This window comes from Pseudoxanthomonas sp. Soil82 (assembly GCF_040446535.1).
Classification (GTDB): domain Bacteria; phylum Pseudomonadota; class Gammaproteobacteria; order Xanthomonadales; family Xanthomonadaceae; genus Pseudoxanthomonas; species Pseudoxanthomonas kaohsiungensis.
This window is the reverse complement of the sequence record NZ_JBEAAK010000001.1, coordinates 1,030,856-1,054,895: the sequence shown is the minus strand read 5'-3', so window position 1 is coordinate 1,054,895 and position 24,040 is coordinate 1,030,856. Positions and strand designations below refer to the sequence as shown.

The window sequence follows — 24,040 nt, the reverse complement described above, 5'->3', positions numbered from 1 at the left end:
GCTTTCCTTGCCCTGGCGCCCATGTCCAACCTCCTCGTCATCGACGACAACCCCGCCGTCGCCACCGCGCTGGAGGTCCTGTTCTCGCTGCATGACATCTCCACCGTGCACGCCTCCTCGCCCGGCGAGGGCCTGGCGCTGCTGGACAGCGAGCCGGTCGACCTGGTGATCCAGGACATGAACTTCACCGCCGACACCACGTCCGGCGACGAAGGCCGCGCGCTGTTCGCGGCGATACGCGAGCGCCACCCGGACCTGCCGGTGGTGCTGCTGACCGCCTGGACGCACCTGGAGAGCGCGGTGGAACTGATCAAGGCCGGCGCCGCCGACTACGTGGCCAAGCCCTGGCAGGATGCCAAGCTGCTGGCCACGGTCAACAACCTGCTGGAGCTGGCCGAGGCACGGCGCGAACTCGAGCAACGCCGCGACGGCGAACGCCGCCGCCGCGACGACCTGGCCCGCCGCTACGACCTGCGCGGGGCGGTGTTCGCCGATCCGGCCAGCGAGCGCGTGGTCGCGCTGGCCTGCCAGGTCGCGCGCTCGGACCTGCCGGTGCTGATCACCGGGCCCAACGGCAGCGGCAAGGAAAAGATCGCCGAGATCATCCAGGCCAATTCGGCGGTGAAGTCCGGCCCGTTCGTCACGGTCAACTGCGGCGCGCTGCCGGCGGAGCTGATCGAGGCCGAGCTGTTCGGTGCCGAAGCCGGTGCCTACACCGGCGCCAACAAGGCGCGCGAAGGCAAGTTCGAGGCCGCCGACGGCGGCACCCTGTTCCTGGACGAGATCGGCAACCTGCCGCCGGCCGGGCAGATGAAGCTGCTGCGCGTGCTCGAGACCGGCCGCTTCGCGCGGCTGGGCTCCAACCGCGAACGCCAGGTCAAGGTACGCGTGGTCAGCGCGACCAACGCCGACCTCACCGCGATGATCCGCGAGGGCACGTTCCGCGAGGACCTGTACTACCGGCTCAACACCATCGAACTGGCGATGCCCCCGCTGGCCGAAAGGCCCGGCGACATCCTGCCACTGGCCGAGTACTTCGGCGACGGCGGCAAGCCGCTCTCCCCGGCGGCCGGAACGGCGCTGCAGCGGCATCCATGGCCGGGCAACGTGCGCGAGCTGCGCAATGTGATCCAGCGCGCCCAGCTGCTGGCCACCGGCCCCCGGATCGAAGTGGCCGACCTGGGGCTGCCGCGCGCGACCGCCGCGCGCGGCCCGGCACGCGAGCCCGAGCGCGAGCAGATCGAGGCGGCGCTGCAGCGCGCCGGTGGCGTGATCGCGCAGGCTGCCGCCGAACTCGGCATGAGCCGGCAGGCCCTTTACCGGCGCATGGAGCGCCACGGGCTCAAGCCGGCATGACCCCGGACGCCACCATGGCCCACCCCGCTTGAGCCGGCCCCGATGATCCGCCGCAACCTCACCCTGCGCCTGTTCCTGCGCCTGCTGCCGGTGCTGGCGCTGGCCGCGGCCTTGCCTTGGGCCTTCGCCTACTGGATCGACCGCGGCTGGATCCTGGCCGTGCTGTCGGTCGTGGTCCTGCTCGCGCTCATGTGGTGGGCGCTGCGACGCGCGCTGGCGCCGTTGAATGCGCTGTTCCGCGCCCTGGCCGGCAGCGTCAACACCTACCGCGACGGCGAGTTCAACTTCGGCGTGCACTGGAGCAGCGACGACGAACTGGGCGAACTGGTCCACGCGCACCGGCAGCTCGGCGAGGTACTGCGCGAGCAGCGGCAGGAACTGGTCCAGCGCGAACTGCTGCTGGACACCATGGTCCAGAACACGCCGGTGGCGATGCTGCTTTCGGCCGAGGGCGGCGACGGCGTGCGCCGGGTGGTGTACGCGAACCTGGCCTCGCGCAAGCTGCTCCACGACGGCCGCAAGCTGGAAGGCCTGCGCATGGCCGAGCTGATGGACAGCCTGGCGGTGGAGCTGCGCGAAGCGGTGGCGCGGGGCGGCGACAGCCTGTTCGCGGTCCCGGGCGAAGGCGACGAGGAGGAGGTCTACCACCTGTCGCGGCGCAATTTCAGCCTCAACGGCCGCCGCCACGAGCTGCTGCTGATCCGCCTGCTGACCCACGAGCTGCGCCGCCAGGAAGTGCAGACCTGGAAGAAGGTCATCCGGGTGATCAGCCACGAACTGAACAACTCGCTGGCGCCGATCGCCTCGCTCGCGCACTCCGGCGCCGAGCTGGTCCGCCGCGGCCGCCACGAGCGCCTGGGCGAGGTGTTCTCGACGATCGAGGATCGCGCGCGGCACCTGGAAGGCTTCATCCGCGGCTATGCGCGTTTCGCCAAGCTGCCGCAGCCGCAGCTGCAGGCGGTGGCCTGGGACGACTTCCTCGCCCGCCTGCAACGCCAGATCGGCTTCGACCTGGAAGGCCCGGTGGCCGAGCTGCGCGCGCGGGTGGATCCGGCGCAGATGGAACAGGCATTGCTGAACCTGCTCAAGAACGCGCACGAGGCCGGCAACGACGCCACTCCGCCCAGCGACGAGGTGCGCGTGCGCGTGCAGCGCCTGCCCGGCTGGTCCCGGATCGAGGTGCTGGACCGCGGGCCGGGCATGAACGAAGCGGTGCTGGAGAACGCGTTGCTGCCGTTCTACTCGACCAAGCGCAACGGCACCGGCCTGGGCCTGGCGCTGACCCGCGAGATCGTCGAGGCACATGGTGGCCGCCTCTCGCTGCAGAACCGCAGCGACCATGGCCTGTGCGTGGCGGTCATGCTGCCCGAAGCCTGACGCCGGGCGGGCGCCCTTCGCGGCGCTGCGTAGAGCGGGGCTTGCCCCGCTGCCGCCGGGCGCATCGCTTCGACAGCCGTGGAAGTCGGGCAAGCCCGACTCTACGAAGCGCATCCCTTAGACCGTGGAAGCCGGGCAAGCCCGACTCTGCAAGATGCGCCGCTTCGATAGTCGTGGTGTCGGGCAAGCCCGACTCTACAAGACGTCGTTACGCCGGGCGGGAACAGGGCGGTCCCGATCCGCGCCTCAACCCTTCTTCTGTGGCCGCTTCCAGCCTTCGACCGTGGATTGCCGCGTGCGCGACACGGTCAGCTCGCCGGCCGGCGCGTTGCGGGTGATCACTGAGCCGGCGCCGATCGTCGCGCCAGCGCCGATCTCGACCGGTGCCACCAGCGACGAATTGGAGCCGATGAACGCGCCATCGCCGATCACGGTGGTGGACTTGTTCACGCCATCGTAGTTGCAGGTGATGGTGCCTGCGCCCACGTTCACGCCTGCCCCGATCGCCGCGTCGCCCAGGTAGGCCAGGTGGTTGGCCTTGCTGCCGACCCCCAGCACCGCCTTCTTGGTCTCGACGAAATTGCCGATATGCACGCCGTCGGCCAGCACCGTGCCCGGCCGCAGGCGGGCATAGGGGCCGATCTGGACGGCGCCTTCGGCCACCACGCCATCGAGGTCGCAATGCGCGCGCACCTCGGTACCCGGCCCCAGCTTCACGTCCCGAAGCCGGGTGAACGGGCCGATGCGCACGCCATCGCCCAGTTCCACCTCGCCTTCCAGCACCACGTTGGCATCGATCTCCACGTCGCGGCCGACGCGCACGGTGCCGCGCTGGTCGAAGCGCGCCGGATCGACCAGGCGCGCGCCCTGCGCGCACAGCTCGCGGGCGCAGCGCAGCTGGAACGCGCGCTCGAGCTGGGCCAGCTGCCACGGATCGTTCGCACCCTCGGCTTCCAGCGGATCGCCGACCAGCACCATCTCGGCGGCGTTGTACTCCTCGGCAGCCATGGCGAACACGTCGGTGAGGTAGTACTCGCCCTGGCTGTTGTCGCTGGACAGCCGCGACAGCCAGCGCTTCAGCGAATCGGATTCGGCGGCGATGATCCCGGTGTTGATCGTGCGGATACGGCGCTGCTCGTCGTCCGCATCGCGGTGCTCGACGATCGCCGCCACGCGACCCTGCGGATCGCGCACGATGCGCCCGTAACCGGCCGGGTCGGCCGGCTCGGCGACCAGCACGCGCAGCAGCCCGGGCGCGGCCAGGAGGCGGCGCAGCGTTTCCGGCGAGGTCAAGGGCACGTCGCCGTACAGGACCAGCACGTCCACGGCCTCGGGAATGTCCGGCAAGGCCTGCTGCACCGCATGGCCGGTTCCCAGCTGGCGGGCCTGCTCGACCCAGTGCAGGTCGTCGTGGCCGGCGAACGCGGCGCGCACCGCGTCGCCGCCATGGCCATGCACCACGTGGATGCCGGACGGCCGGAGCGTGCGTGCGGTGTCGATCACGTGCGCCAGCATCGGCCGGCCACCGACCGGCTGCAGCACCTTCGGCAAGGCCGACCTCATCCGCTTGCCCTCGCCGGCGGCGAGGATCACCACGTGCAATGCCTTGGTCATGGCGCAACCTGTAATCGGGATGCGCCGATTCTACGCCGGGCGGCCTCCGCTCCTGTAAGGCCCTGGTGTCCGTGACTCGGCACGTTGGGCACAGGCGACACCCTCGGCGCGCCGGCACCCATGTCGCCGGCAGGCCGGCCTCCTACAATGATGCCCCCGTCCCGCGAACGCCGCCCACCGATGCCTCTCCTCCGCCAGGGCAGCCACTACCTCGCGTTCGGCGTGCTCCAGCTGCTGCTGGACTGGCTGCTGTTCGTCGCCCTCACCGCGCTGGGCATGCCGGCCGCACCGGCCAACCTCGCCAGCCGCACCGCCTCCGCAGTGGTGGGCTTCTGGCTCAACGGCCGCTACACCTTCGCCGACGGCCAGGGCAGCCGCCTGGGCTGGCGCCGTTTCGTCCGCTTCTGGGCGCTGTGGCTGGTGATGACCGCGATCAGCAGCCTGTTGCTTGCCTGGGTCGAGGCCCAGCTCGGGCTGCAATGGGCCTGGCTGGCCAAACCGGTCGTCGAGGCCGGCCTGGCCGTGGTCAACTTCTTCCTGCTGCGGCACGTGGTGTATCGCTGAGGCCGCGGGGTTGCGCGGCTCCACGTAGCCGTCGCGAACGCCTCAGCGCTCGAGGAAGTTCTTCAGCAACGCGTGGCCATGCTCGGTCAGGATCGACTCCGGATGGAACTGCACGCCCTCGACCGGATGCTCGCGGTGGCGCAGGCCCATGATCTCCTCGAACGAGCCGTCCTCGTTCTCGGTCCAGGCGGTGACCTCCAGTTCCGGCGGAAGCGAGCCGCGCTGCACCACCAGCGAGTGGTAGCGCGTGGCCTCGTAGGCGTCCGGCAGCCCGGCGAACACGCCGCGCCCCTCGTGGCGGATCCGCGAGGTCTTGCCGTGCATGATGTTGCCCGCGCGCACCACCGTGCCGCCGTAGGCCTGGCCGATGCTCTGGTGGCCCAGGCACACGCCGAGGATCGGCGTGTTCGCACCCATCCGGCGTATCACCTCCAGCGACACGCCCGCCTCGTTGGGCGTGCACGGGCCGGGCGAGATCACGATGCGCTCCGGCTGCAGCCGGGCGATCTCCTCCACGGTCATCGCGTCGTTGCGAACCACCTTCACCTCGGCGCCGAGCGACTGCAGGTACTGCACGAGGTTGAAGGTGAAGCTGTCGTAGTTGTCGATCATCAGCAGCATGGCATTCCCCTCACAGCCCCTTCGCCGCCTGCGCCACCGCGCGGAACAGCGCGCGGCCCTTGTTCATGGTCTCGTCCCATTCCTTCTGCGGGTCGGAGTCGTAGACGATGCCGGCGCCGGCCTGCACGTGCAGGCGGCCGTCCTTGATCACCGCCGTGCGGATCGCGATCGCGGTATCGGCGTCGCCATGCCAGCCGATGTAGCCGATGCTGCCGGCATAGACATTGCGCTTGATCGGCTCCAGCTCGCGGATCACTTCCAGCGCGCGGATCTTCGGCGCGCCGCTGACCGTGCCGGCCGGGAAGGTCGCGCGCAGCACGTCGGCATAGCTCAGGCCCGGCAGCAGCTTGCCGGTGACCTCGCTGACGATGTGCATGACGTGGCTGTAGCGCTCGATCACGAAGCGCTCGCCGACCTCCACGCTGCCGGCTTCCGACACCCGGCCGACATCATTGCGGCCGAGGTCGATCAGCATCAGGTGCTCGGCGCGCTCCTTCGGGTCGGCCAGCAGGTCCTGTTCCAGCGCCAGGTCCTCGGCCGGGGTCGCGCCGCGCGGGCGGGTGCCGGCGATCGGGCGCACGGTCACTTCGTCGCCCTGCTGGCGCACCAGGATCTCCGGCGAGGAGCCGACCACCTGCACCTCGCCGGTATCGAGGAAGTACATGTAGGGCGACGGGTTCAGCGCGCGCAGGGCGCGGTACACGTCCACCGGCCGCGCGTTGAACGGCACGCTCAGGCGCTGGCTCAGCACGACCTGGAACACGTCGCCGGAGCGGATGTATTCCTTGGACTTCTCCACCGCCTCGATGAAACCCTCGCGGGTGAAGCCGGACACGAAGTGGCTCTCGTCGAGCACGTCGCGGCTCAGCGGTACCGGGTAGCTGCCCGGCTGGCGCAGCTTGTCGACCAGCCCGTCCAGCCGCGCCTGCGCGGCGTCCCATGAGCCGGCATCGCGCGGATCGGCATGCACCACCAGGTACAGGCGGCCCTTGAGGTTGTCGAACACCGCCAGCTCTTCGGACAGCATCAGGTAGATGTCCGGGGTGCCGAGCTCGTCGCGCTTGTCGCCGCCGGCCAGGCGCGGCTCGATGTAGCCGATGCATTCGAAGCCGAACCAGCCCACCAGGCCGCCGGTGAAACCGGGCAGGCCTTCGAGCCTCGGCACCGAGTACGACGCGCGCAGCGCTTCGACCTCGGCGAACGGATCGGCCACCTCGCGCCGCTCCACGACCTGGCCGTGATCGCGCACTTCCATCTGCTGGCCGCGGAACGCGACGGTGCGGCGCGCGGGCAGGCCGATGATCGAATAGCGGCCGAAGCGTTCGCCGCCCTCGACCGATTCCAGCAGGTAGGTGTGCGGGGCGTCGGCGAGTTTCAGGTAGACCGACAGCGGCGTGTCCAGGTCGGACAGCACCTCGCGGACGACGGGGACACGCGGATTGGGACTGGAGCGGTGGACGTCAGCAGCGTGCTGCCGGAACTGTTCGGGCGTGACCAAGGCGGGATTCCTTGCGGGCATTCGGGGCGTGGCGTGGGACGAGGACGGCTGAAGGCCGCCATCGCCGGCACCGGCGCGCGGAAGCAAGGGAAAGCCTGGTCGTCTGGCCGAACATGGCCGCAACTTTAACCGGATTGGCCGTCGCCGCGCAGCCGCCCGGACGGTTGCCCCAGCAACGGACTGTCCGCCGGCAGGTGCATGCGCACGCGACCGGGCACGCATTCGATCCGGAACCGGCGTGCCTGCACCGGCTCGCCGTCGAGGTTGAGGGTCATCGCGCCTTCGCCCGACTCCAGCTCCACCCAGGGCAGGCGCGCGCGCACGGCGCTGCGCTCCAGCGCGGCACGCTGGCCCTCCTTTACCAGGGTGCCGACGGTGGCCAGCAACTCGCCGGACAATTCCGGGATCACGGTGAGGTCGAGCAGGCCGTCGTCCACCAGCGCGTCGGGGCACAGCGCCTGCCCGCCGCCGGCCTGGCGCCCGTTGCCCAGGCCCAGCGCGATCAGGCCGCCGTCCCAGGCGAAGTCCGGGCCGCGCAGGCGCACCGGCAGCGGCTCGATCCGGCCCAGCCGGGCGATGCCGGTGACCAGGTAGGCCAGGCCGCCGAGCAGCTTCTTCAGGCCTTCGTCGGTCTCCACGGTGACCTCGGTGCCGAAGCCACCGCTGGCCAGGTTGGCGCACCAGTGCCGCTGGCCATCGGCGTCGATCCGCAGCAGGTCGAGCGCATGGGCGGAGCCGGAAGCGGCCAAGGCCAGGGCTTGCATCGGATCCAGGGGAACACCGGCGGCCGTCGCGAAGTCGTTGGCCGTGCCCAGCGGCAGCAGGCCCAGCGCCGGCAGGCGCGCTGCCGGCAGGTCGTGCGCGGCCAGGGCGGCGGCCACTTCGCTCAGCGTGCCGTCGCCGCCGGCGGCAACCACGCTGGACGCGCCGGCCTCGATCGCGTCGGCGACCCAGCGCGCGGCATCGCCGCTTTCCCATGTCACCCGCACCGCCAACCGGACACCGCGGCAGCGCATCTCCGCCACCGCCTCGCGTACGGCGTCGTCGCCGGCGGACTTGCCGTTGAGGATCAGCCAGCAGACGGCGGGTTCGGCTGCAGCGCTCATGCGCAGTTCCGGAGCAGGGCGGCGCAGCGTAGCAACCACGATGGCGCGGTCGCGTGAACCGGCTATCGCCGGAACGCGGGCGGCGGCCCATCCGCGCTGGCATGCAGCGTCATCATGCTGTCACCGGCGGTGGCCAGCATCGAAGGCCATGGCAGGGACGACGGGCGGAGGCGGGATTGCCTCCACGTGGGTGAAGGGGCCGGCGGCGCGTGGAGGCGTCGCCGGCCGGCCGGCAAGCGCCCCGCCCTGCTCAGCCGCGGACCGCGTCCACCGCCGCTTTCATCTTCCCCACCACGCCGGCGTAGTGCTCGCGCGTGCGCGGCGCGCCGAAGATCGCCGAGCCGGCCACGAAGGTGTCGGCGCCGGCCGCGGCGATCTCGCCGATGTTGTCCGCCTTGACCCCGCCATCGATCTCCAGCCGGATCGGCTTGCCGGTCTTGTCGATCATCGCCCGCACCGCGCGCAGCTTGTCCAGCGTCGAGGGGATGAAGGCCTGGCCGCCGAAGCCGGGGTTGACCGACATCAGCAGGACCATGTCCAGGTCCTCCAGCACCCAGTCCAGCACTTCCACCGGCGTGGCCGGGTTGAGGACCAGGCCGGCCTGGCAGCCATGCGACCGGATCAGCTGCACGGTGCGGTGCACGTGGCGGCTGGCCTCGGGATGGAAGCTGATCAGGCTGGCGCCGGCCTCGGCGAAGTCCGGCACGATCCGGTCCACCGGCTCGACCATCAGGTGCACGTCGATCGGCGCGGTGACGCCATGCTTGCGCAGCGCCTGGCAGACCATCGGGCCGATGGTCAGGTTGGGCACGTAATGGTTGTCCATCACGTCGAAGTGGACCCAGTCGGCGCCGGCGGCGAGGACGTTGTCCACTTCCTCGCCCAGGCGGGCGAAGTCGGCCGAGAGGATGGACGGGGCGATGACGGTGGGCTGCATGGTCGGCTCGGGGAAAGCGGTGGGAATCGGATGGCGCCCGCGCGCGGCTCAGCGCCGGCGCAGGGTGCGGATGCGGTCGTAGGCGGCGTTGATGGCGCGTGCGCGCTTCTCGGCCTGGTCGCGCAGTTCCGGCGCGGCGCCGGCGACCTTGTCGGGGTGGTACTGGGACATCAGCCGGCGGTACGCCTGGTCGATTTCCGCATCGCTGGCCTCGGCCGTCAGGCCGAGCTCGGCGTACGGGTTCTCCCGCGCGCGCAGGCGGAACCAGTCGCGGTCGAAGGCATGGCCGACCAGCAGGCCCACCACCGCGCCGAACAGCGGGTTGGGCCGGAACAGCAGCGCGCCGGCGATCAGGCCCAGCAGTTTTCCGTACCAGCGGTTCATTCGACGGCGGCACCGTGCGGGCGGAGCGCGAATTCTACGGCACAGCCGCCCCGGCTCGCCGTACACTGTGCGGCCGGCCGCCGCGCGCTCCACTGCCGGCGCGGCCCCGGGAGCCCCGCACTGTGCCCTGCCCGGAGACTGCGTTGTCCACGACCCTGCTCCAGTCCGACCTGCCCGGCCTGCCGCTGCGCCACCGCGGCAAGGTGCGCGACGTCTTCGACCTCCCCCGTGGGAACATCCCCGCCGCGGCGCTGGCCGCGGCCGAAGGCTACGACGGCGAGTTCCTGCTGATGGTGGCGACCGACCGCCTGTCGGCGTTCGACGTGGTCCTGCCCGACCCGATCCCCGGCAAGGGCGAGATGCTCTGCCAGATCTCCAATTTCTGGTTCGGCAAGACCGCCCACCTGATCCCCAACCACCTCACCGGCATCGAGGTGGCGGCGGTGCTGCCCGGGGGCGTGGACCCGGCGCTGTACGCCAGGCGCGCCGTGGTGACCCGCAAGCTCAAGCCGGTGCCGGTGGAGGCGATCGCCCGCGGCTACCTGATCGGCAGCGGCTGGAAGGACTACCAGCGCACCGGCCAGGTCAGCGGCATCGCCCTCCCCGACGGCCTGCGCCAGGCCGAGCAGCTGCCCGAGCCGATCTTCACCCCCTCGACCAAGGCAGCCGTCGGCGACCACGACGAGAACATCGATTTCGACGCGATGGTGCGCACCGTCGGCGGCGAGTTGGCCGAGCGCGTGCGCGATGCGACCCTGCGCCTGTACCGCTTCGCCGCCGCCTATGCGGCCGAGCGCGGCATCCTGCTGGCCGACACCAAGTTCGAGTTCGGCACCGACGCCGACGGCCGCCTGTACATCATGGACGAGATGCTGACCCCGGACTCCTCGCGCTACTGGCCGGCCGACGAGTACCAGGTCGGCACCAGCCCGCCCAGCTACGACAAGCAGATCGTGCGCGACTACCTGGAGACGCTGGACTGGGACAAGACCCCGCCGGGTCCGTCGCTGCCGGCCTGGGTGATCGAGCGCACCCGGGCCCGCTACGCCGAGGCGCTGCAGAAGCTGGCCGGGATCGACATCGACTGAGTGGCGGCATCCGGGCGGCGGGCAGCCGGGCAAGCCCGGCCCTACCCGAGGCTCCCGAGGTCCCGACGCCCGCGCTATGCTCCATACCCGAGCGCACAGAGTCCCCGGGAGGGGTGTGGGATGGACGCAACCCTGCAGCGGCCGATCGACCGCTACTTCGCCAGCTATTCGGACGACCACCGCAACGCACTGAACCAGCGCATCCACGTGGTCGCGGTGCCGGCGATCCTGTGGTCGGTGGTGGCGCTGATCTGGTGCATCCCGACCTTCGGCACCTGGATGAAGACCGGCATCTGGGCCGCCCTGGCCATGTTCTTCGCGTGGATGTTCTATTACCGGCTCTCGCGCAGCCTGGGACTGGGCATGCTGGCGGCGTTCTTCGTCTGCGGCTGCCTGTGCCGGCTGATCGAAACGCGCTTCGGCCTGCCGGCCTTGCTGTGGTCGGCAGTGACCGTGTTCGTCGTCGCCTGGATCGCGCAGTTCATCGGCCACAAGTTCGAGGGCCGCAAGCCCAGCTTCCTGACCGACCTGGTCTACCTGCTGATCGGCCCGGCCTGGGTGCTGGCCAAGCTGTACCGCCGCCTGGGCTGGAGGTACTGAGCGGGCATCCGCGGGCTCAGCGCGGCGGCGCGTCGAACATCGCCGCGTCGGGCAGGAACGGGCGGGGCGCGTAGCCCAGCGCTTCGCGCGCCGGGCCGGCATCGAATGCCAGGTCCTGGCGCATGCGCGCCAGTACCGCCTCGCCGGCATCGTGCAGGCCGGTGACGCGCGCCAGCCGCGCGGCCAGCGCGAACACCGGCCCTGGCAGCACCAGCAGCCGCGCCGGTGGCTGCAGCGCGGCCAGCACCCGCGCGACCATCTCGCGGTAGGCCAGGGTTTCGCCCCCGGGCAGGTCGTAGGCGCGCAGGCCGGGCCCGCGCAACGACAGCGCCGCCACCGCCGCCGCCGCCAGGTCGTCCACGTGCACCGGCTGGCGCAGTCCGCGCGCATCGTGCGGCAGGATGAAGAAGCCATGCCGGCGCGCGAGCGTGGCGATGCGGGTCAGGTTGCGGTCGCTGCCGGCGCCGTAGACCAGGGTCGGACGCAACAGCGTGGCCGCCGCGCCGCGCGCGAGCGCGGCATCGGCCAGTCGCGTTTCGGCCAGGCGCAGCCGCGCGGCGACGTCGCGTTCGCCGGGATCGGAGGAGTCGGCCTTGACGTGGACGCTGGTCGAACCGAAGGCGACCACGCGCGCATCGCCGGTGGGCGTGCGGGCATACCAGTGCGAGAACAGGTCCAGTGGACCGCAGCTGATGATCGCGTCGAAGCCGTCGCCGGGACCGGCGGAATCGGGCAACACGCCGCGCCGCCATTCCACGCCGGCCATCGCCGGCCGTTCCTCGCGCGACAGCGCCACCACCCGCCAGCCGCGCGCGCGCAGGTCGGCCAGCACGCGCCGGCCGATCTGCCCACTGGCGCCGTACAACAGCGCGCGCGGCGGATGGCCAGGAGTCGTCATCGAAGTGCGGAGGCCTGCATGCGCGACAGGATAGCGGGATCGAGGCATCCCCTGTCCGGCGACGGCTCGCGGGCGGGTGCACACCCAGAGCGGCGGGGACGTACCGACGGGCGCGCGCCGCGCCGGCGGGGTGCATGACGGGCACGCGCGATGGATGCCCAACGCGTAGCCCGGGACATGGTGGGTTCCGGTGCGACACCGGTTACGGCGTCGTGGAACCGGCTGCTACACTCGAACCTGTTCCACGCAGATCGATCCTGTTCGCGGATGATCCCCTTCCTGGAAATCCTGCTCGCGCTGCCGTTCCTGGCCGCCGTGGCGATGGTGTTCCTGCGCGCGCGGCCGCGCGGGCAGGTCGCATGGGTGGCCGCCGCGGCGCCGCTGCTGGGCCTGCTGGTGCTGGCCTGGGCCACGCCGGCGGTGATGCAGGGCTGGATCCTGCGCGCCGACCACGCCTGGATCCCGCAGATCGGCCTGGATTTCGACCTGCGCCTGGACGGATTCGCATGGATGTTCGCCGGCCTGGTGCTGGCGATCGGCGCGCTGGTGGTGATGTACGCGCACTACTACCTGGCCAAGGAGGACAGTGCGCCGCGCTTCTTCGGCTGCCTGCTGTTCTTCATGGGCTCGATGCTCGGCGTGGTGATCGCGGGCAACCTGCTCCTGCTGCTGGTGTTCTGGGAACTGACCAGCATCAGCTCCTTCTTGCTGATCGGCTTCTGGTACAAGCGCCAGGACGCGCGCGAGGGCGCGCGCATGGCCCTGGCGATCACCGGCGGCGGGGGCCTGGCGCTGCTCGGCGGCGTGCTGCTGATCGGGCGCATCGTGGGCAGCTACGACCTGGACGTGGTGCTGGCCTCGGGCGACCTGATCCGCGCCAGCGATCTCTACCCGTGGGCGCTTGGCCTGGTGCTGGCCGGCGTGTTCACCAAGAGCGCGCAGTTCCCGCTGCACTTCTGGCTGCCGCACGCGATGGCCGCGCCGACCCCGGTGTCGGCCTACCTGCATTCGGCCACGATGGTGAAGGCCGGCGTGTTCCTGCTGGCGCGGCTGCACCCGGCGCTGGCCGGCACCGACCTGTTCTTCTACGTGGTCACCGGCATCGGCGCGATCACCCTGCTGCTGGGCGCGTGGCACGCGATCTTCCAGCACGACCTCAAGGGCCTGCTGGCCTACTCGACCATCTCGCACCTGGGCCTGATCACCCTGCTGTTCGGCCTGTCCACGCCGATGGCGGTGGTGGCCGGCGTGTTCCACATCCTCAACCACGCCACGTTCAAGGCCTCGCTGTTCATGGCCGCGGGCATCATCGACCACGAGACCGGCACCCGCGACATGCGCCGGCTCGGCAACCTGCGCCGCTGGATGCCGATGACCAGCGCGCTGGCCATCACCGCCTCGCTGGCGATGGCCGGCATCCCGCTGCTCAATGGCTTCCTGTCCAAGGAAATGTTCTACACCGAGGCGCTGGAGATCGGCGGACACCACTGGTGGCGCATCGGCATCAACATCGCCGCGCTGCTGTACGGCATCTTCGGCGTGGCCTACAGCCTGCGCTTCGTCTACGAGACGTTCTTCGGCAGCGGGCCGCGCGCACTGGACCACATGCCGCACGAACCGCCGCGCTGGATGAAGATCCCGGTCGAGGTGCTGGTGGTGCTGTGCGTGGCGGTCGGCGTGGCGCCGGCACTGACCGTCGCCCCGGTACTGCACGCCGGCGCGGGCGCGATCCTGGGTGACGCGCTGCCCAAGTACAGCCTGGCGATCTGGCATGGCTTCAACAAGCCGCTGATGATGAGCCTGGCCGGAACCTTCGGCGGCATCGCCCTCTACTTCGGCCTGCGCCGGCTGTTCGACCTGCACGCGATCGTGCGCCACTCGCTGGGAAGGCGCGCATTCCGCTGGAACATGGAGGCGTTGTACGCACTGGCCGGGCGCTTCACCTCGGGGGTAGCCAACGGCAGCCTGCAGCGCAGCCTGGTCTGGCTGGTACTGGCGGCGCTGGCGGCCGGCGCCGCGCCGTTCCTGTCCGGCAGCCATGCGCCGCTGGTGCTGCGCGCGCCGCAGCCGATGCCGCTGCTGGGCTGGCTGCTGTGGCTGGTACTGGTGGCCTGCGCGCTATACACGGTGCGCACGTACCGGCAGCGCCTGCTGGCGCTGATCGTGCTGGGCGGCGCGGGCCTGATGGTCAGCCTGGTGTTCGTTTTCCTGTCCGCGCCCGACCTGGCCCTCACCCAGCTGCTGGTGGAGATGGTAAGCCTCGCCTTGCTGTTGCTGGGCCTGCACTACCTGCCGCCGCGATCGCCACCCGAGCGCGCACCGCGGCGCCGGGTCCGCGACGTGGCCGTGGCGCTGGCCGCCGGCCTGGGCATCGGCCTGCTCTCCTATGCGGTCATGACCCGACCGGTGGGTGAGCCGGCGAGCCTCGAGATGCTGGCCCGCTCGCTGCCGGAGGCCTACGGCCGCAACGTGGTCAACGTCATCCTGGTGGACTTCCGCGGCTTCGACACCTTCGGTGAGATCACCGTGTTCGGGATCGCCGCGCTGATCGTGCATGCCCTGCTGCGCCGGGCGCGGCTGGCGCCGGAGAAGGTGATGGCCGGGCCGCCGGTGAAGCTGCCGGTGCCGGCCGACCTGGCCCAGCTGATGTTCCCGCTCACCCTGACCGTCTCGGTGTTCCTGTTCCTGCGCGGCCACAACGCGCCCGGCGGCGGCTTCATCGCCGGCCTGGTGCTGGCGGTGCCGCTGCTGACCCAGTACGTGATCCAGGGCGCGGCGTCGGTCGAGTCGCGCTTCGGCTTCGACTACATCCGCTGCATTGGCGTGGGCCTGATCGTGGCCGGGATCAGCGGCGCGGCCTCGCTCCTGTTCGAGGTCGAGTTCCTGACCAGCGGCCACGTCGACCTCGACGTGCCATGGGTCGGCAAGGTGCCGCTGGCCAGTGCGATCGGCTTCGACACCGGCGTCTACCTGGTGGTGTTCGGCGGGGCGATGCTGATCCTGTCCATGCTCGGCACGATCAAGCCTTCGCGCACCCGGGTCGCGCACCTAGGCGTGATCGAGCCGGGCCAGCGTTCGACCCGGACGGGAGAGATCTGATGGAGGCGTCCTGATGGAGCTGGCGATGGCGAGCGCGATCGGCATCCTCACCGCGGCCGGGGTGTACCTGCTGCTGCGCGCGCGCAGTTTCGACGTGATCCTGGGCCTGACCCTGCTCTCGTACGCGACCAACCTGCTGATCTTCGCCGGCGGCCGGCTGGTGGCGGGCAAGCCCCCGGTGCTGCGCGACGGGGTGACGCCTACCCTGTCGCACTACAGCGATCCGCTGCCGCAGGCGCTGGTGCTGACCGCGATCGTGATCGCCTTCGCCATGACCGCGGTCAGCATCGTGGTCGCCATCCGCAGCCGCGCGGACAACGACAGCGACCATGTCGACGGCAGCCGCGCCGAGCGTGAATTCCTGCTCGCCGAGCAGCGCCGGCACGAGGAAGCGCGCGAGGAAGCGCGGACCGCGGCGCAGGCGGCCGAGGCTGGCGCCAAGGCGGGTGGCGCATGACCCACCTGCCGCTGCTGCCGGTCCTGGTGCCGCTGTTCGCCGCGGCGCTGGTCCTGTTCTTCGAGAACCGCCGCTTCGGCATGGCGCCGCAGCGGATCGTGGCCTGGATCTCGATGGCGGTGATGCTGGGGGTGTCGGTGGCGCTGGCCATCGAAGCCTCCAGCGGCCGGATCCCGGTCTACCTGGTCGGCGACTGGCCGGCGCGGCTGGGCATCGTACTGATGGTGGACCGCCTCTCCGCGTTGATGCTGCTGGTCGGCCAGCTGCTCGGCGCGGCCAGCCTGCTGCACGCCTGCGCCGGCTGGGACCGGCGCGCGCCGCACTTCCACGCGTTCTTCCAGTTCCAGATGATGGGCCTCAATGGCGCCTTCCTCACCGGCGACGCGTTCAACCTGTTCGTGTTCTTCGAGGTGCTGCTGATCGCCTCCTATGGGCTGATGCTCAGCGGTGGACGCGGCGAGCGCATGCGCGCGGGGCTGCACTACGTCGCCTTCAACATCGCCGCCTCGGCATTGTTCCTGATCGCACTGGGGCTGCTGTACGGCCTGCTGGGCACGCTGAACATGGCCGAGATGGCGCTGCGCGTGGCCCAGGCCCCGCCGCAGGACCTGGCGCTGGTCCAGTCGGCGGCCGGCCTGCTGGTGGTGGTGTTCTGCGCCAAGGCCGCGCTGCTGCCCATGTACTTCTGGCTGCCGCAGACCTACACCCATGCCCCGGCGGCCGTCGCCGCGCTGTTCGCGGTGATGACCAAGGTCGGCCTGTACGCGGTATTGCGGGTGGCGATGCTGAGTTTCGGCGCGGCGGGGGCGTTGGAGGGCTTCGCCTGGCCGGCGCTGCTGGCGCTGGGCGGGGTCACGCTGACCCTGTCCGCGCTCGGCGTGCTGGCATCGCGCCAGCTGCGCTCGCTGGCCGCCTACCTGGTGCTGGGTTCGGCGGCGACGCTGTTCCTGGCCTTCGCCCTGTCCACCACCGGCACGATCGCGGCCGGGCTGTATTACCTCGTGCACAGCACGTTCGCCGGCGCGGCGCTGTTCCTGCTCGCCGACCTGATCCGCCGCCGGCGTGGCAGCGCGGGCGACCGCAAGGACCTGGTGGCCGCATTGCCGGGCCGCATGATCCCGGGCGTGCTGTTCCTGGTCACGGCGGTCTCGCTGGCCGGGCTGCCGCCGCTGTCCGGCTTCATCGGCAAGCTGCTGCTGCTCGAGGCGGTGCCGTCCGGCGCCTCCACGGCATGGGTATGGGCGCTGGTGCTGGGCAGCAGCTTCATGATGATCGTCGGCCTGGCCCGCGCCGGCACGCGCCTGTTCTGGCGCGTGGAGCCGTGGCCGGATGCCTCGCCGGAACGGCTGGCCGCCTACACCCCGCTGGACGAGATGCGCGCAGCCCCGGGCCGCCCGCTCGAGACCGCGGCCACGGTCCTGCTGCTCGCGTACGGCATCGCCATGGTGGTCGCCGCCGCGCCGCTGCTGGATTACACCCGCGCCACCGCCGCCCAGCTGCAGTCCCCCGGCGACTACGTGCAGCAGGTGCGCGCGGCGACGCCGGCGCTGAGGGAGCCCTGAGCATGGCGACGAAACGCTTCTCCGAATGGCGCAAGCGCTGGCTGCCGTCGCTGCCGCTGGCGGCGGCGGTGTTCTGCTTCTGGCTGCTGATGAACGACCAGGTCACCCGCGGCCACGTGCTCATGGCGCTGGTGCTGGCCCTGCTGATCCCGCCGTTCGCCGCGCGCCTGGACCGCGAGTTCGCCCGCATCGGCAACCTGCGCGGGGCACCGCGGATGCTGGGCATCCTGCTGCTGGACATCGTGCGGTCGAACGTCACCGTCGCCCTGCAGGTGCTCGGCCCGGAGGCGAAGATCCGCCCCGGCTTCATCTGGGTGCCGCTGGACATCGCCAACATCCACGGCATCGCCGCCTTGACCAGCATCATCACCCTGACCCCGGGCACGGTGTCGTCGGCGCTGTCCGACGACCGCCGCTACCTGCTGGTGCACGTGCTCAACCTGGACGACGCCGACCGGGTGGTGCGCCAGATCAAGACCCGCTACGAGGCGCCGCTGATGGAGATCTTCCCGTGACCCCGCACGCGCTGGTGGCCTGGGCCGTGGTCGGCTCGATGCACGTGGTCGGCGTGGCGCTGCTGCTGGCGCTGTACCGGCTGTTGAAGGGACCCAGCGTCCCCGACCGGATCCTCGCCCTGGACACCATGTTCGTGTGCGCCATCGCCCTGCTGGTGCTGTTCGGCATGCACCTGGGCACGGCGGTGTACTTCGAGGCCGCGCTGGTCATCGCCATGCTCGGCTTCGTCGGCACGGTGGTGCTGAGCAAGTACGTGATGCGCCGGGACATCGTCGAATGAGCTGGCTGGTCGCCATCGCGCTGGTGCTGCTGCTGGCCTCCAGCTGCTTCTTCATCCTGGTCGGATCGCTCGGCCTGGTGAAGCTGTCGGAGTTCTTCAAGCGCCTGCACGCACCGACCAAGGCCAGCACGCTGGGCGTCGGCTGCGTGCTGCTGGCCTCGGTCGGCTACCACTGGTTCGCCGACACGGATCCGCAGCCGCGCGAACTGCTGATCACCGCGTTCCTGTTCATCACCGCGCCGATCAGCGCGCACCTGATGGCCAAGGCCGCGCTGTCGCTGCACATGGCCGAGCCGCCGCGGCAGCCGCGGATGGATGCGGAGAAGGACGAGGACGCAGGCTCTTTGTAGGAGCCCATCCTCATGGGCGACCCGACACCGTCGGCACAGGCGACGGAACCGTAGTCCCGACGCCCGTGTCGCCGGTGAATCGGCTCCTACAGGAACAGCAGCAGTTCCAGCACCACCCAGGCCAGGAAGGCCAGGCAGAGGATGCCGCCTTCCTGCTGGCTGATCCGGCGGCCGCTGCGCAGCAGCGGATAGACCAGCAGGGTCAGCACCAGCACCGCCGGCAGCTCGAACCGGACGAACGAGGCAGGCAGCGCCAGCGGCTGCAGCACCGCCATGCCGCCGACGATCGCCAGCAGGTTGAACAGGCTCGAGCCGATGACGTGGCCGGCGACCATGTCGCCCTGCCCGCGCCGCGCCGCGGCGATCGCGGCCGCGACCTCCGGCAGCGCCGTGCCGATGGCCACCGGCAGCAGGCCGGCCATCAGCGGAGTCATGCCGAGCGCCTGGCCGAGGCCGAGGCCGCCGTCGACCACCCAGCGCGCGCCGAACCACAGCAGCGCGATCGCGATGGCGAGCCGGAACAGGTTCAGACCCAGCCCGGTGCGGGTGGTGGCGAAGGCGGCGATCTCCGCCTGCACTTCGTCCGCCTCGCGGCGTCCCTGCCGCAACAGGAACGCGGTGCTGGCGACGAAGCCCAGCAGCAGCACTGCCCCCTCGATGCGGTTGACGTAGCCGTCGAGCCCGAACGCCATCAGCGCGAACGTGGCCACCGCCAGCAGCACCAGCAGCGGGACGCCCATGCGGGCGCGCAGCAGCAGCGGCGCCGCCAGCGCGGCCAGGCCCAGGGTCAGGCCGAGGTTGACCACGTTGCTGCCGACGGCGTTGCCGAGGGCCAGGTGCGATTGCCCCTCGAACACCGCGCGTGCGTTGACCGCCAGCTCCGGCACCGACGTGCCGAACGCGACCAGCAGGAGCCCGGCCACGAATGGCCGCACGCCCAGGTGCTGGGCCAAGCCAGACACCCCCTTGACCACCGAATCCCCACCCAGCGCCAGCAGCAGCAGGCCGAGCGCGAACAGTCCCAACGCTTCCGCCATCGCCATACCCTCCCGAGTCCCGCGCTGATTCTATGCCGGCACCAGGCCGCCGCGGGCAGGATCAGCCGCAGCCTTCGACGTAGTCGACCTGCGGCGGCAGGCCGATGCGCCATTCCTCGACCCGGCCCTGCGCGTCGGTCTCGAACAGCAGCACCGCCTCGCTGCCGTCGCGGGTCACCCGCAGGTACTTCGCCCCGTCCACGTACTTGTGCGGGCGCTCCTCGATCCGCCCCGGGTACATTGCTGCGATCTCGCTGGCGGCCATGCCGATGCGCCCGCCGCCCGGCGCGGTGGCGGCCGGATCGTCCACGTCCACGCGCACGAAGCGGCCGCCCTCGACCATGAAGCCGGTGCCGTAACCGTGCGCCGGCCGCGGTTGCGGGAACAGGTAGTGGCACGCGTCCGCGTCGCCCTGCGCCTCGCCGCCGCCCTCCAGCGGCCCACCCCACGCCAGCCGCAACGCCTGCGCGTCGCTGCCGAACGGCACCGGGCCGAACCCGGAGAAGTCGGCGGCCAACGGCGCCAGCGCCCTGGCCGCGCCGGGCACGGTGGCCGGGGGCACCTCTTCCTGCGGCGCATCCAGGGCCGGATCCACCCCGGCCTCGTGCGCGGCGGCCGATTGCGCCGCGTCGCCCGGCGCCTGCGCGCACGAGACCAGCAGCAATGCGAAGGTCAGGAGGCAGGCATCGAGCATCCTGGACGACATCGGTTTCCCCTGCGTGGACGACGGCGGCGAGGTTGGCAGGCGCTGCGTCAACGCCGGGCGAAGGCTCCGGCAAGCGCGCGCCTGTTCCGGGCGCGCCTCGACGGCACGGCCGTGGGCGGCAGGGTGCCTGCGTGCCGGACGCCCTTCCCGCGCGGTCCGGCCGTTACGCCGGTGGCTGGAAGTTGCGCCGCAGGCCGGCCCAGCAGGCCTGGTAAGCGCGCTGCCGGTGCCCGGCCGCCAGTGCCTGGGCGCAAGGCCGGATCACCGCGCGGGTCTCGAACATGAAGGCCATGGTGTCGGCGATCACGTCGGGCCGGGACAGGTCGGCGGCCGACGCCTTGTCGAAGGTGGCCGCGTCCGGGCCGTGCCCGCTCATGCAGTTGTGCAGCGATGCCCCGCCGGGCAGGAAGCCTTCGGCCTTGGCGTCATAGGCGCCGTGGACCAGGCCCATGAACTCGCTGGCCACGTTGCGGTGGAACCAGGGCGGCCGGAAGGTGTGCTGCGCCACCAGCCAGCGCGGCGGGAAGATCGCGAAGTCGACGTTGGCCGTGCCCGGGGTGTCGCTGGGCGCGGTGAGCACGGTGAAGATCGACGGATCGGGGTGGTCGAAGCTGATCGAGCCGATCGCATTGAATCGGCGCAGGTCGTAGCGGTACGGCGCGTAGTTGCCGTGCCAGGCGACCACGTCCAGCGGGCTGTGGCCGATGTCGGCGCGCCACAGGTGCCCCTGGAACTTCGCCACCAGCTCGAACCGGCCCTCGACATCCTCGTAGGCCGCCACCGGCGTCTCGAAATCGCGCGGGTTGGCCAGGCCATTGGCGCCGATCGGTCCCAGCTCCGGGAGCCGCAACGGCGCGCCGAAGTTCTCCAGCACGTAACCGCGCGAGGGGCCATCGGGCAGTTCGACGCGGAAGCGGATCCCGCGCGGCACCACCGCTACCTGCTGCGGCTCGACGTCCAGCACGCCGAGCTCGGTGGCGATGCGCAGCCGGCCCAGCTGCGGCACCAGCAACAGCTCGCCATCGGCGTCGTAGAAGAAGCGGCCAGCCATGTCGCGGTCGGCGGCGTACAGGTGGATGCCCACGCCCTGCTGCGCGGCCGGCGACCCGTTGCCCGCCATCGTGTACAGGCCTTCGACGAAATCGACGGAGGTGGATGGCAGCGGCAGCGGATCCCAGCGCAACTGGTCCGGCGTCACCGGGCCGTCGCCGAAGTCGTTGTGGAACCGCGGCTGCGCGAACGGGGAGAAGGTCCCGTGCATCGCCGCCGGCCGGATCCGGTAAAGCCAGCTGCGCCGGTTCTGCCCGCGCGGCGCGGTGAACGCACTGCCGGACAGCTGCTCGGCGTACAGCCCGTGGGCCACGCGCTGCGGCGAGTTCTGCCCGACCGGCAGCGTGCCGGGCAGCGCTTCGGTGGCGAATTCGTTGCCGAAGCCGGTCATGTAGGCGGAACGGTCGGTGCTCATCTCGATCTCGTCCTTGCGGTGGGGGCGCACCCGGCGCGCGCCCGGCCCTCCCGCCGTCGCACGCCGGGCCACCGGCCGGGTCAGAGCACGCCGCGGCGCATCTGGTCGCGTTCGATGCTTTCGAACAGGGCCTGGAAGTTGCCTTCGCCGAACCCTTCGTTGCCCTTGCGCTGGATGATCTCGAAGAAGATCGGGCCGATCGCGTTCTGGGTGAAGATCTGCAGCAGCTTGCGCTGCTTCGTCTCCGGGTCGGCGTCGATCAGGATCTTGTTGCGGCGCAGCCGCTCCACGTCCTCGCCATTGTCCGGGATGCGCTGGTCGATCACGTCGAAGTAGGTGTCGGGCGTGTCGAGGAACTCGACCCCGGCCTCGCGCATCTTCTCCACCGTCACGTAGATGTCGTCGGTGAAGCAGGCGATGTGCTGGATGCCTTCGCCGCCGTAGGCATCGAGGTATTCGTTGATCTGCGACTTCGGGTCGGAAGATTCGTTGAGGGGGATCCGGACCATGCCGTCGGGCGCGGTCATCGCCTTGGACAGCAGGCCGGTCTTGGCGCCCTTGATGTCGAAGTAGCGGATCTCGCGGAAGTTGAACAGCCGCTCGTAGTAATCGGCCCACTTGGCCATGTTGCCGTGGTACAGGTTGTGGGTCAGGTGGTCGATGAAGGTCAGGCCGAAACCCTTGGGCATCAGCTCCACGCCCGGCAGGTATTCGTAGTCCGGGTCATGGATGGTGCCCTTGTCGTCGTAACGGTCGACGATGTAGAGCATGCAGTCGCCGATCCCCTTGATCACCGGCGCGGCCACCGCCTTGCTCAGTTCGTCGCGAGCGTCGAAAGCCTCGGCGCCGTTCTTCAGCGCCTGGGTGCGCGCCCAGTCGGCGAGCTTCTTCACCCGGATGGCGAAGCCGCAGGCGCTGGGTCCGTGCTGCTGCGCGAAGCGCGCGGCGAAGGAGTCGGGATCCTCGTTGATCAGGAACGTGCAGTCGCCCTGGCGGTAGGTGCTGATCGGACGCGTCTTGTGTCGCGCGACCTGGACGAAGCCGAGCTTGCGGAAATAGTCGTGCAACTGCTGCGCCTGCCCGGCCGGGGCGGCGAATTCGACGAATTCGAAGCCGTCGATACCCATCGGGTTCTCAAACTGGCTCACGGCCATGCCGGCGTTGGCGGGCGACGTGCTGGGGAGGGCTTGCGATTGCGCGCTCATGATGGCTTCCTGAACACCCGCGGGGGAGCGGTCCGTTTCGACCCCCTTTTATAGTTACTCCTGCAACCATAAGCAAGGTGTCCTGCCGCAATGACCGTTCCGAACGCTTCCGACGCCACCGGTGCCGCGCCTGCCGCGGATGCCACTCGCCACGCCCAGCTGGAGCTGGAGAACTTCCTGCCCTATCGCCTGAGCGTGCTCTCCAACCGGGTCAGCCAGACCATCGCCGACCTCTACCAGAAGCGGTTCGGGCTGGCGATCACCGAATGGCGGGTGATGGCGGTCCTGGGCCGTTTCCCCGACCTGTCCGCCAACGAGGTCGCCGACCGCACCGCGATGGACAAGGTGGCCGTCAGCCGCGCGGTGGCGCGCCTGCTGGAGCGGAGCCTGATCAAACGCGAGATCCACAGCGACGACCGACGCCGTTCGGTACTGGCGCTGTCGGAGGTGGGGTACTCGGTCTACGACGAGATCGCGCCGATGGCGCTGGGCTGCGAGCAACGGCTGGTCGCCACCCTCGACGACGAGGAGAAGGCCATGCTCGACCGCCTGCTGCGCAAGCTCTCCGGCCCGGGCCTGGCGGCCCTGCGCGACGGCGGCTGACGCCCGCCGCCGTAGTCCGGGGATTCACCGAAAGGGTTGAGGGACCAGGACGGGCGCGTTGCCACGCGCCCCGTCCATGCAGGCCGGCGCTCCGCCCGCCTGTCGCCGATCAGGGCTGCGCGGGCGCCTCCGGCGGCGCCCACTCCTCCAGGAATGCCTCGATCCGGCGCCGGTCCGGCTTGCCCTTGCGCAGCAGGTCGTGGCCTGACTGCGCGTGCAGGACCTGGCCGTCGGCATCCAGCACCAGCAGGTGCGGTGCGTGGGCCTCGGCGCTGCCCGGGTAGGCGGCCAGGAACGCGACGTTGCCCGGCGCGCTGCGATCGACCTTGACCCAGATGAAGCCGGCGTCGCGCCGGTGGCGCAACGGGGCTTCGCCCTCGATGCGCTCGTCGAGCACCGCGCACTCGGCGCAGGCCGCGTCGCCCAGTTCCAGCACGATGCGCTTGCCGCCGCGCTTGGCTTCGACTTTCGCCGTCTCCAGGTCGTTGGCGGCGCTGCGGTTCGGGTCGAACGACGCGCCGAGCGCGGCGATCGCGGCGATGTCGGCCGCCGCGCGCGTGTTGCCGGAGGCGACCGGCTCGCGGACGTCGGCCACCGGCGGCTTCTGCGGAGTGGTGTCCACCGGCAGCGGCGGCCCGGACGTCGCCGGCGGCTCCTGCCCGCTGCATGCGGACAGGAGCGCCACCACCAGCAGCGCCAGCGCGGAAGCCATGCCGA

At 70.8% G+C, this 24,040-nt stretch carries 24 protein-coding genes; 12 read left to right on the top strand and 12 right to left on the bottom strand.

The window, feature by feature from the left end:
* Positions 1-21 precede the first annotated feature (21 nt).
* The gene (locus tag ABKA19_RS04760) at positions 22-1,356 is read left to right on the top strand and encodes a sigma-54-dependent transcriptional regulator (protein ID WP_162376304.1); all 1,335 of its coding nucleotides are present in this window, start codon (positions 22-24) and stop codon (positions 1,354-1,356) included.
* A gap of 42 nt (positions 1,357-1,398) precedes the next feature.
* A complete protein-coding gene (locus ABKA19_RS04755) occupies positions 1,399-2,733 on the top strand; it encodes a sensor histidine kinase (protein ID WP_353687882.1) in 1,335 nt (444 codons plus the stop codon).
* A gap of 246 nt (positions 2,734-2,979) precedes the next feature.
* Here ABKA19_RS04755 and glmU read toward each other — a convergent pair whose 3' ends face one another.
* Positions 2,980-4,347: a bifunctional UDP-N-acetylglucosamine diphosphorylase/glucosamine-1-phosphate N-acetyltransferase GlmU gene (gene glmU, locus ABKA19_RS04750; RefSeq protein WP_353687881.1), complete on the bottom strand. Its 1,368-nt coding sequence runs from the start codon at positions 4,345-4,347 to the stop codon at positions 2,980-2,982.
* 180 nt (positions 4,348-4,527) lie between these two features.
* On the opposite strand from glmU, the gene ABKA19_RS04745 reads away from it, so the two are divergent.
* Positions 4,528-4,911 (top strand): GtrA family protein, encoded by a 384-nt coding sequence (locus tag ABKA19_RS04745; protein ID WP_353687880.1) that lies wholly within the window; start codon positions 4,528-4,530, stop codon positions 4,909-4,911.
* 42 nt (positions 4,912-4,953) lie between these two features.
* Here ABKA19_RS04745 and ABKA19_RS04740 read toward each other — a convergent pair whose 3' ends face one another.
* The 5 genes from ABKA19_RS04740 to ABKA19_RS04720 form a co-directional block, all read right to left on the bottom strand.
* On the bottom strand, positions 4,954-5,532 hold the full coding sequence (locus ABKA19_RS04740; protein ID WP_353687879.1) for an anthranilate synthase component II: 579 nt from the start codon (positions 5,530-5,532) through the stop codon (positions 4,954-4,956).
* 10 nt (positions 5,533-5,542) lie between these two features.
* Complete coding sequence (trpE, locus tag ABKA19_RS04735) at positions 5,543-7,030, bottom strand: anthranilate synthase component I (protein ID WP_353687878.1); 1,488 nt, start codon at positions 7,028-7,030, stop codon at positions 5,543-5,545.
* A gap of 125 nt (positions 7,031-7,155) precedes the next feature.
* A complete protein-coding gene (gene yegS, locus ABKA19_RS04730; RefSeq protein WP_353687877.1) occupies positions 7,156-8,136 on the bottom strand; it encodes a lipid kinase YegS in 981 nt (326 codons plus the stop codon).
* A gap of 250 nt (positions 8,137-8,386) precedes the next feature.
* Positions 8,387-9,073, bottom strand: a complete 687-nt coding sequence (gene rpe / locus ABKA19_RS04725) for a ribulose-phosphate 3-epimerase (RefSeq protein ID WP_353687876.1) — start codon at positions 9,071-9,073, stop codon at positions 8,387-8,389.
* A 48-nt stretch (positions 9,074-9,121) separates the two neighbouring features.
* Entirely contained in the window at positions 9,122-9,457 is a 336-nt protein-coding gene (locus ABKA19_RS04720) for a J domain-containing protein (protein ID WP_162376328.1), read from the bottom strand.
* A gap of 143 nt (positions 9,458-9,600) precedes the next feature.
* Here ABKA19_RS04720 and ABKA19_RS04715 point away from each other — a divergent pair, with 143 nt between their 5' ends.
* Together ABKA19_RS04715 and ABKA19_RS04710 are read left to right on the top strand one after the other, a co-directional pair.
* Positions 9,601-10,545, top strand: coding sequence for a phosphoribosylaminoimidazolesuccinocarboxamide synthase (locus ABKA19_RS04715; protein ID WP_353687875.1), 945 nt, complete (start codon positions 9,601-9,603; stop codon positions 10,543-10,545).
* A 120-nt stretch (positions 10,546-10,665) separates the two neighbouring features.
* Entirely contained in the window at positions 10,666-11,145 is a 480-nt protein-coding gene (locus ABKA19_RS04710) for an Mpo1 family 2-hydroxy fatty acid dioxygenase (protein ID WP_162376330.1), read from the top strand.
* Between the two features lie 16 nt (positions 11,146-11,161).
* On the opposite strand, the gene ABKA19_RS04705 is transcribed toward ABKA19_RS04710, so the two are convergent.
* A complete protein-coding gene (locus tag ABKA19_RS04705) occupies positions 11,162-12,043 on the bottom strand; it encodes an NAD-dependent epimerase/dehydratase family protein (protein WP_353687874.1) in 882 nt (293 codons plus the stop codon).
* Positions 12,044-12,313: 270 nt separating this feature from the next.
* Between ABKA19_RS04705 and ABKA19_RS04700 the strand changes: the two genes are divergently transcribed.
* The 6 genes from ABKA19_RS04700 to ABKA19_RS04675 are packed head-to-tail and all read left to right on the top strand — an operon-like array spanning position 12,314 to position 18,307.
* Complete coding sequence (locus tag ABKA19_RS04700) at positions 12,314-15,142, top strand: monovalent cation/H+ antiporter subunit A (protein WP_353688051.1); 2,829 nt, start codon at positions 12,314-12,316, stop codon at positions 15,140-15,142.
* A 13-nt stretch (positions 15,143-15,155) separates the two neighbouring features.
* Positions 15,156-15,599 carry a Na+/H+ antiporter subunit C gene (locus ABKA19_RS04695; protein WP_162376333.1) on the top strand — a complete coding sequence of 148 codons (444 nt, stop codon included), beginning with the start codon at positions 15,156-15,158 and terminating at the stop codon, positions 15,597-15,599.
* On the top strand, positions 15,596-17,161 hold the full coding sequence (locus tag ABKA19_RS04690; protein ID WP_162376334.1) for a monovalent cation/H+ antiporter subunit D: 1,566 nt from the start codon (positions 15,596-15,598) through the stop codon (positions 17,159-17,161). Before ABKA19_RS04695 ends, ABKA19_RS04690 begins: the two co-directional genes overlap by 4 nt.
* A gap of 2 nt (positions 17,162-17,163) precedes the next feature.
* Positions 17,164-17,676 carry a Na+/H+ antiporter subunit E gene (locus tag ABKA19_RS04685; protein ID WP_162376335.1) on the top strand — a complete coding sequence of 171 codons (513 nt, stop codon included), beginning with the start codon at positions 17,164-17,166 and terminating at the stop codon, positions 17,674-17,676.
* Positions 17,677-17,714: 38 nt separating this feature from the next.
* On the top strand, positions 17,715-17,957 hold the full coding sequence (locus ABKA19_RS04680; RefSeq protein WP_238394295.1) for a K+/H+ antiporter subunit F: 243 nt from the start codon (positions 17,715-17,717) through the stop codon (positions 17,955-17,957).
* Positions 17,954-18,307 carry a Na+/H+ antiporter subunit G gene (locus ABKA19_RS04675; protein WP_353687873.1) on the top strand — a complete coding sequence of 118 codons (354 nt, stop codon included), beginning with the start codon at positions 17,954-17,956 and terminating at the stop codon, positions 18,305-18,307. Before ABKA19_RS04680 ends, ABKA19_RS04675 begins: the two co-directional genes overlap by 4 nt.
* 86 nt (positions 18,308-18,393) lie before the next feature.
* On the opposite strand, the gene ABKA19_RS04670 is transcribed toward ABKA19_RS04675, so the two are convergent.
* The 4 genes from ABKA19_RS04670 to hppD all read right to left on the bottom strand — a co-directional run bounded on the left by ABKA19_RS04670 (position 18,394) and on the right by hppD (position 22,720).
* Positions 18,394-19,344, bottom strand: a complete 951-nt coding sequence (locus ABKA19_RS04670) for a calcium/sodium antiporter (RefSeq protein ID WP_162376338.1) — start codon at positions 19,342-19,344, stop codon at positions 18,394-18,396.
* 61 nt (positions 19,345-19,405) lie between these two features.
* Positions 19,406-20,050 (bottom strand): hypothetical protein, encoded by a 645-nt coding sequence (locus ABKA19_RS04665; RefSeq protein ID WP_353687872.1) that lies wholly within the window; start codon positions 20,048-20,050, stop codon positions 19,406-19,408.
* Between the two features lie 163 nt (positions 20,051-20,213).
* Entirely contained in the window at positions 20,214-21,515 is a 1,302-nt protein-coding gene (gene hmgA, locus ABKA19_RS04660; protein WP_353687871.1) for a homogentisate 1,2-dioxygenase, read from the bottom strand.
* Between the two features lie 80 nt (positions 21,516-21,595).
* Entirely contained in the window at positions 21,596-22,720 is a 1,125-nt protein-coding gene (hppD, locus tag ABKA19_RS04655) for a 4-hydroxyphenylpyruvate dioxygenase (RefSeq protein WP_353687870.1), read from the bottom strand.
* A gap of 90 nt (positions 22,721-22,810) precedes the next feature.
* Here hppD and ABKA19_RS04650 point away from each other — a divergent pair, with 90 nt between their 5' ends.
* Positions 22,811-23,323 (top strand): MarR family winged helix-turn-helix transcriptional regulator, encoded by a 513-nt coding sequence (locus ABKA19_RS04650; protein WP_162376342.1) that lies wholly within the window; start codon positions 22,811-22,813, stop codon positions 23,321-23,323.
* Between the two features lie 109 nt (positions 23,324-23,432).
* Here ABKA19_RS04650 and ABKA19_RS04645 read toward each other — a convergent pair whose 3' ends face one another.
* The gene (locus ABKA19_RS04645) at positions 23,433-24,035 is read right to left on the bottom strand and encodes a hypothetical protein (RefSeq protein ID WP_353687869.1); all 603 of its coding nucleotides are present in this window, start codon (positions 24,033-24,035) and stop codon (positions 23,433-23,435) included.
* Between the last annotated feature and the right edge of the window lie 5 nt (positions 24,036-24,040).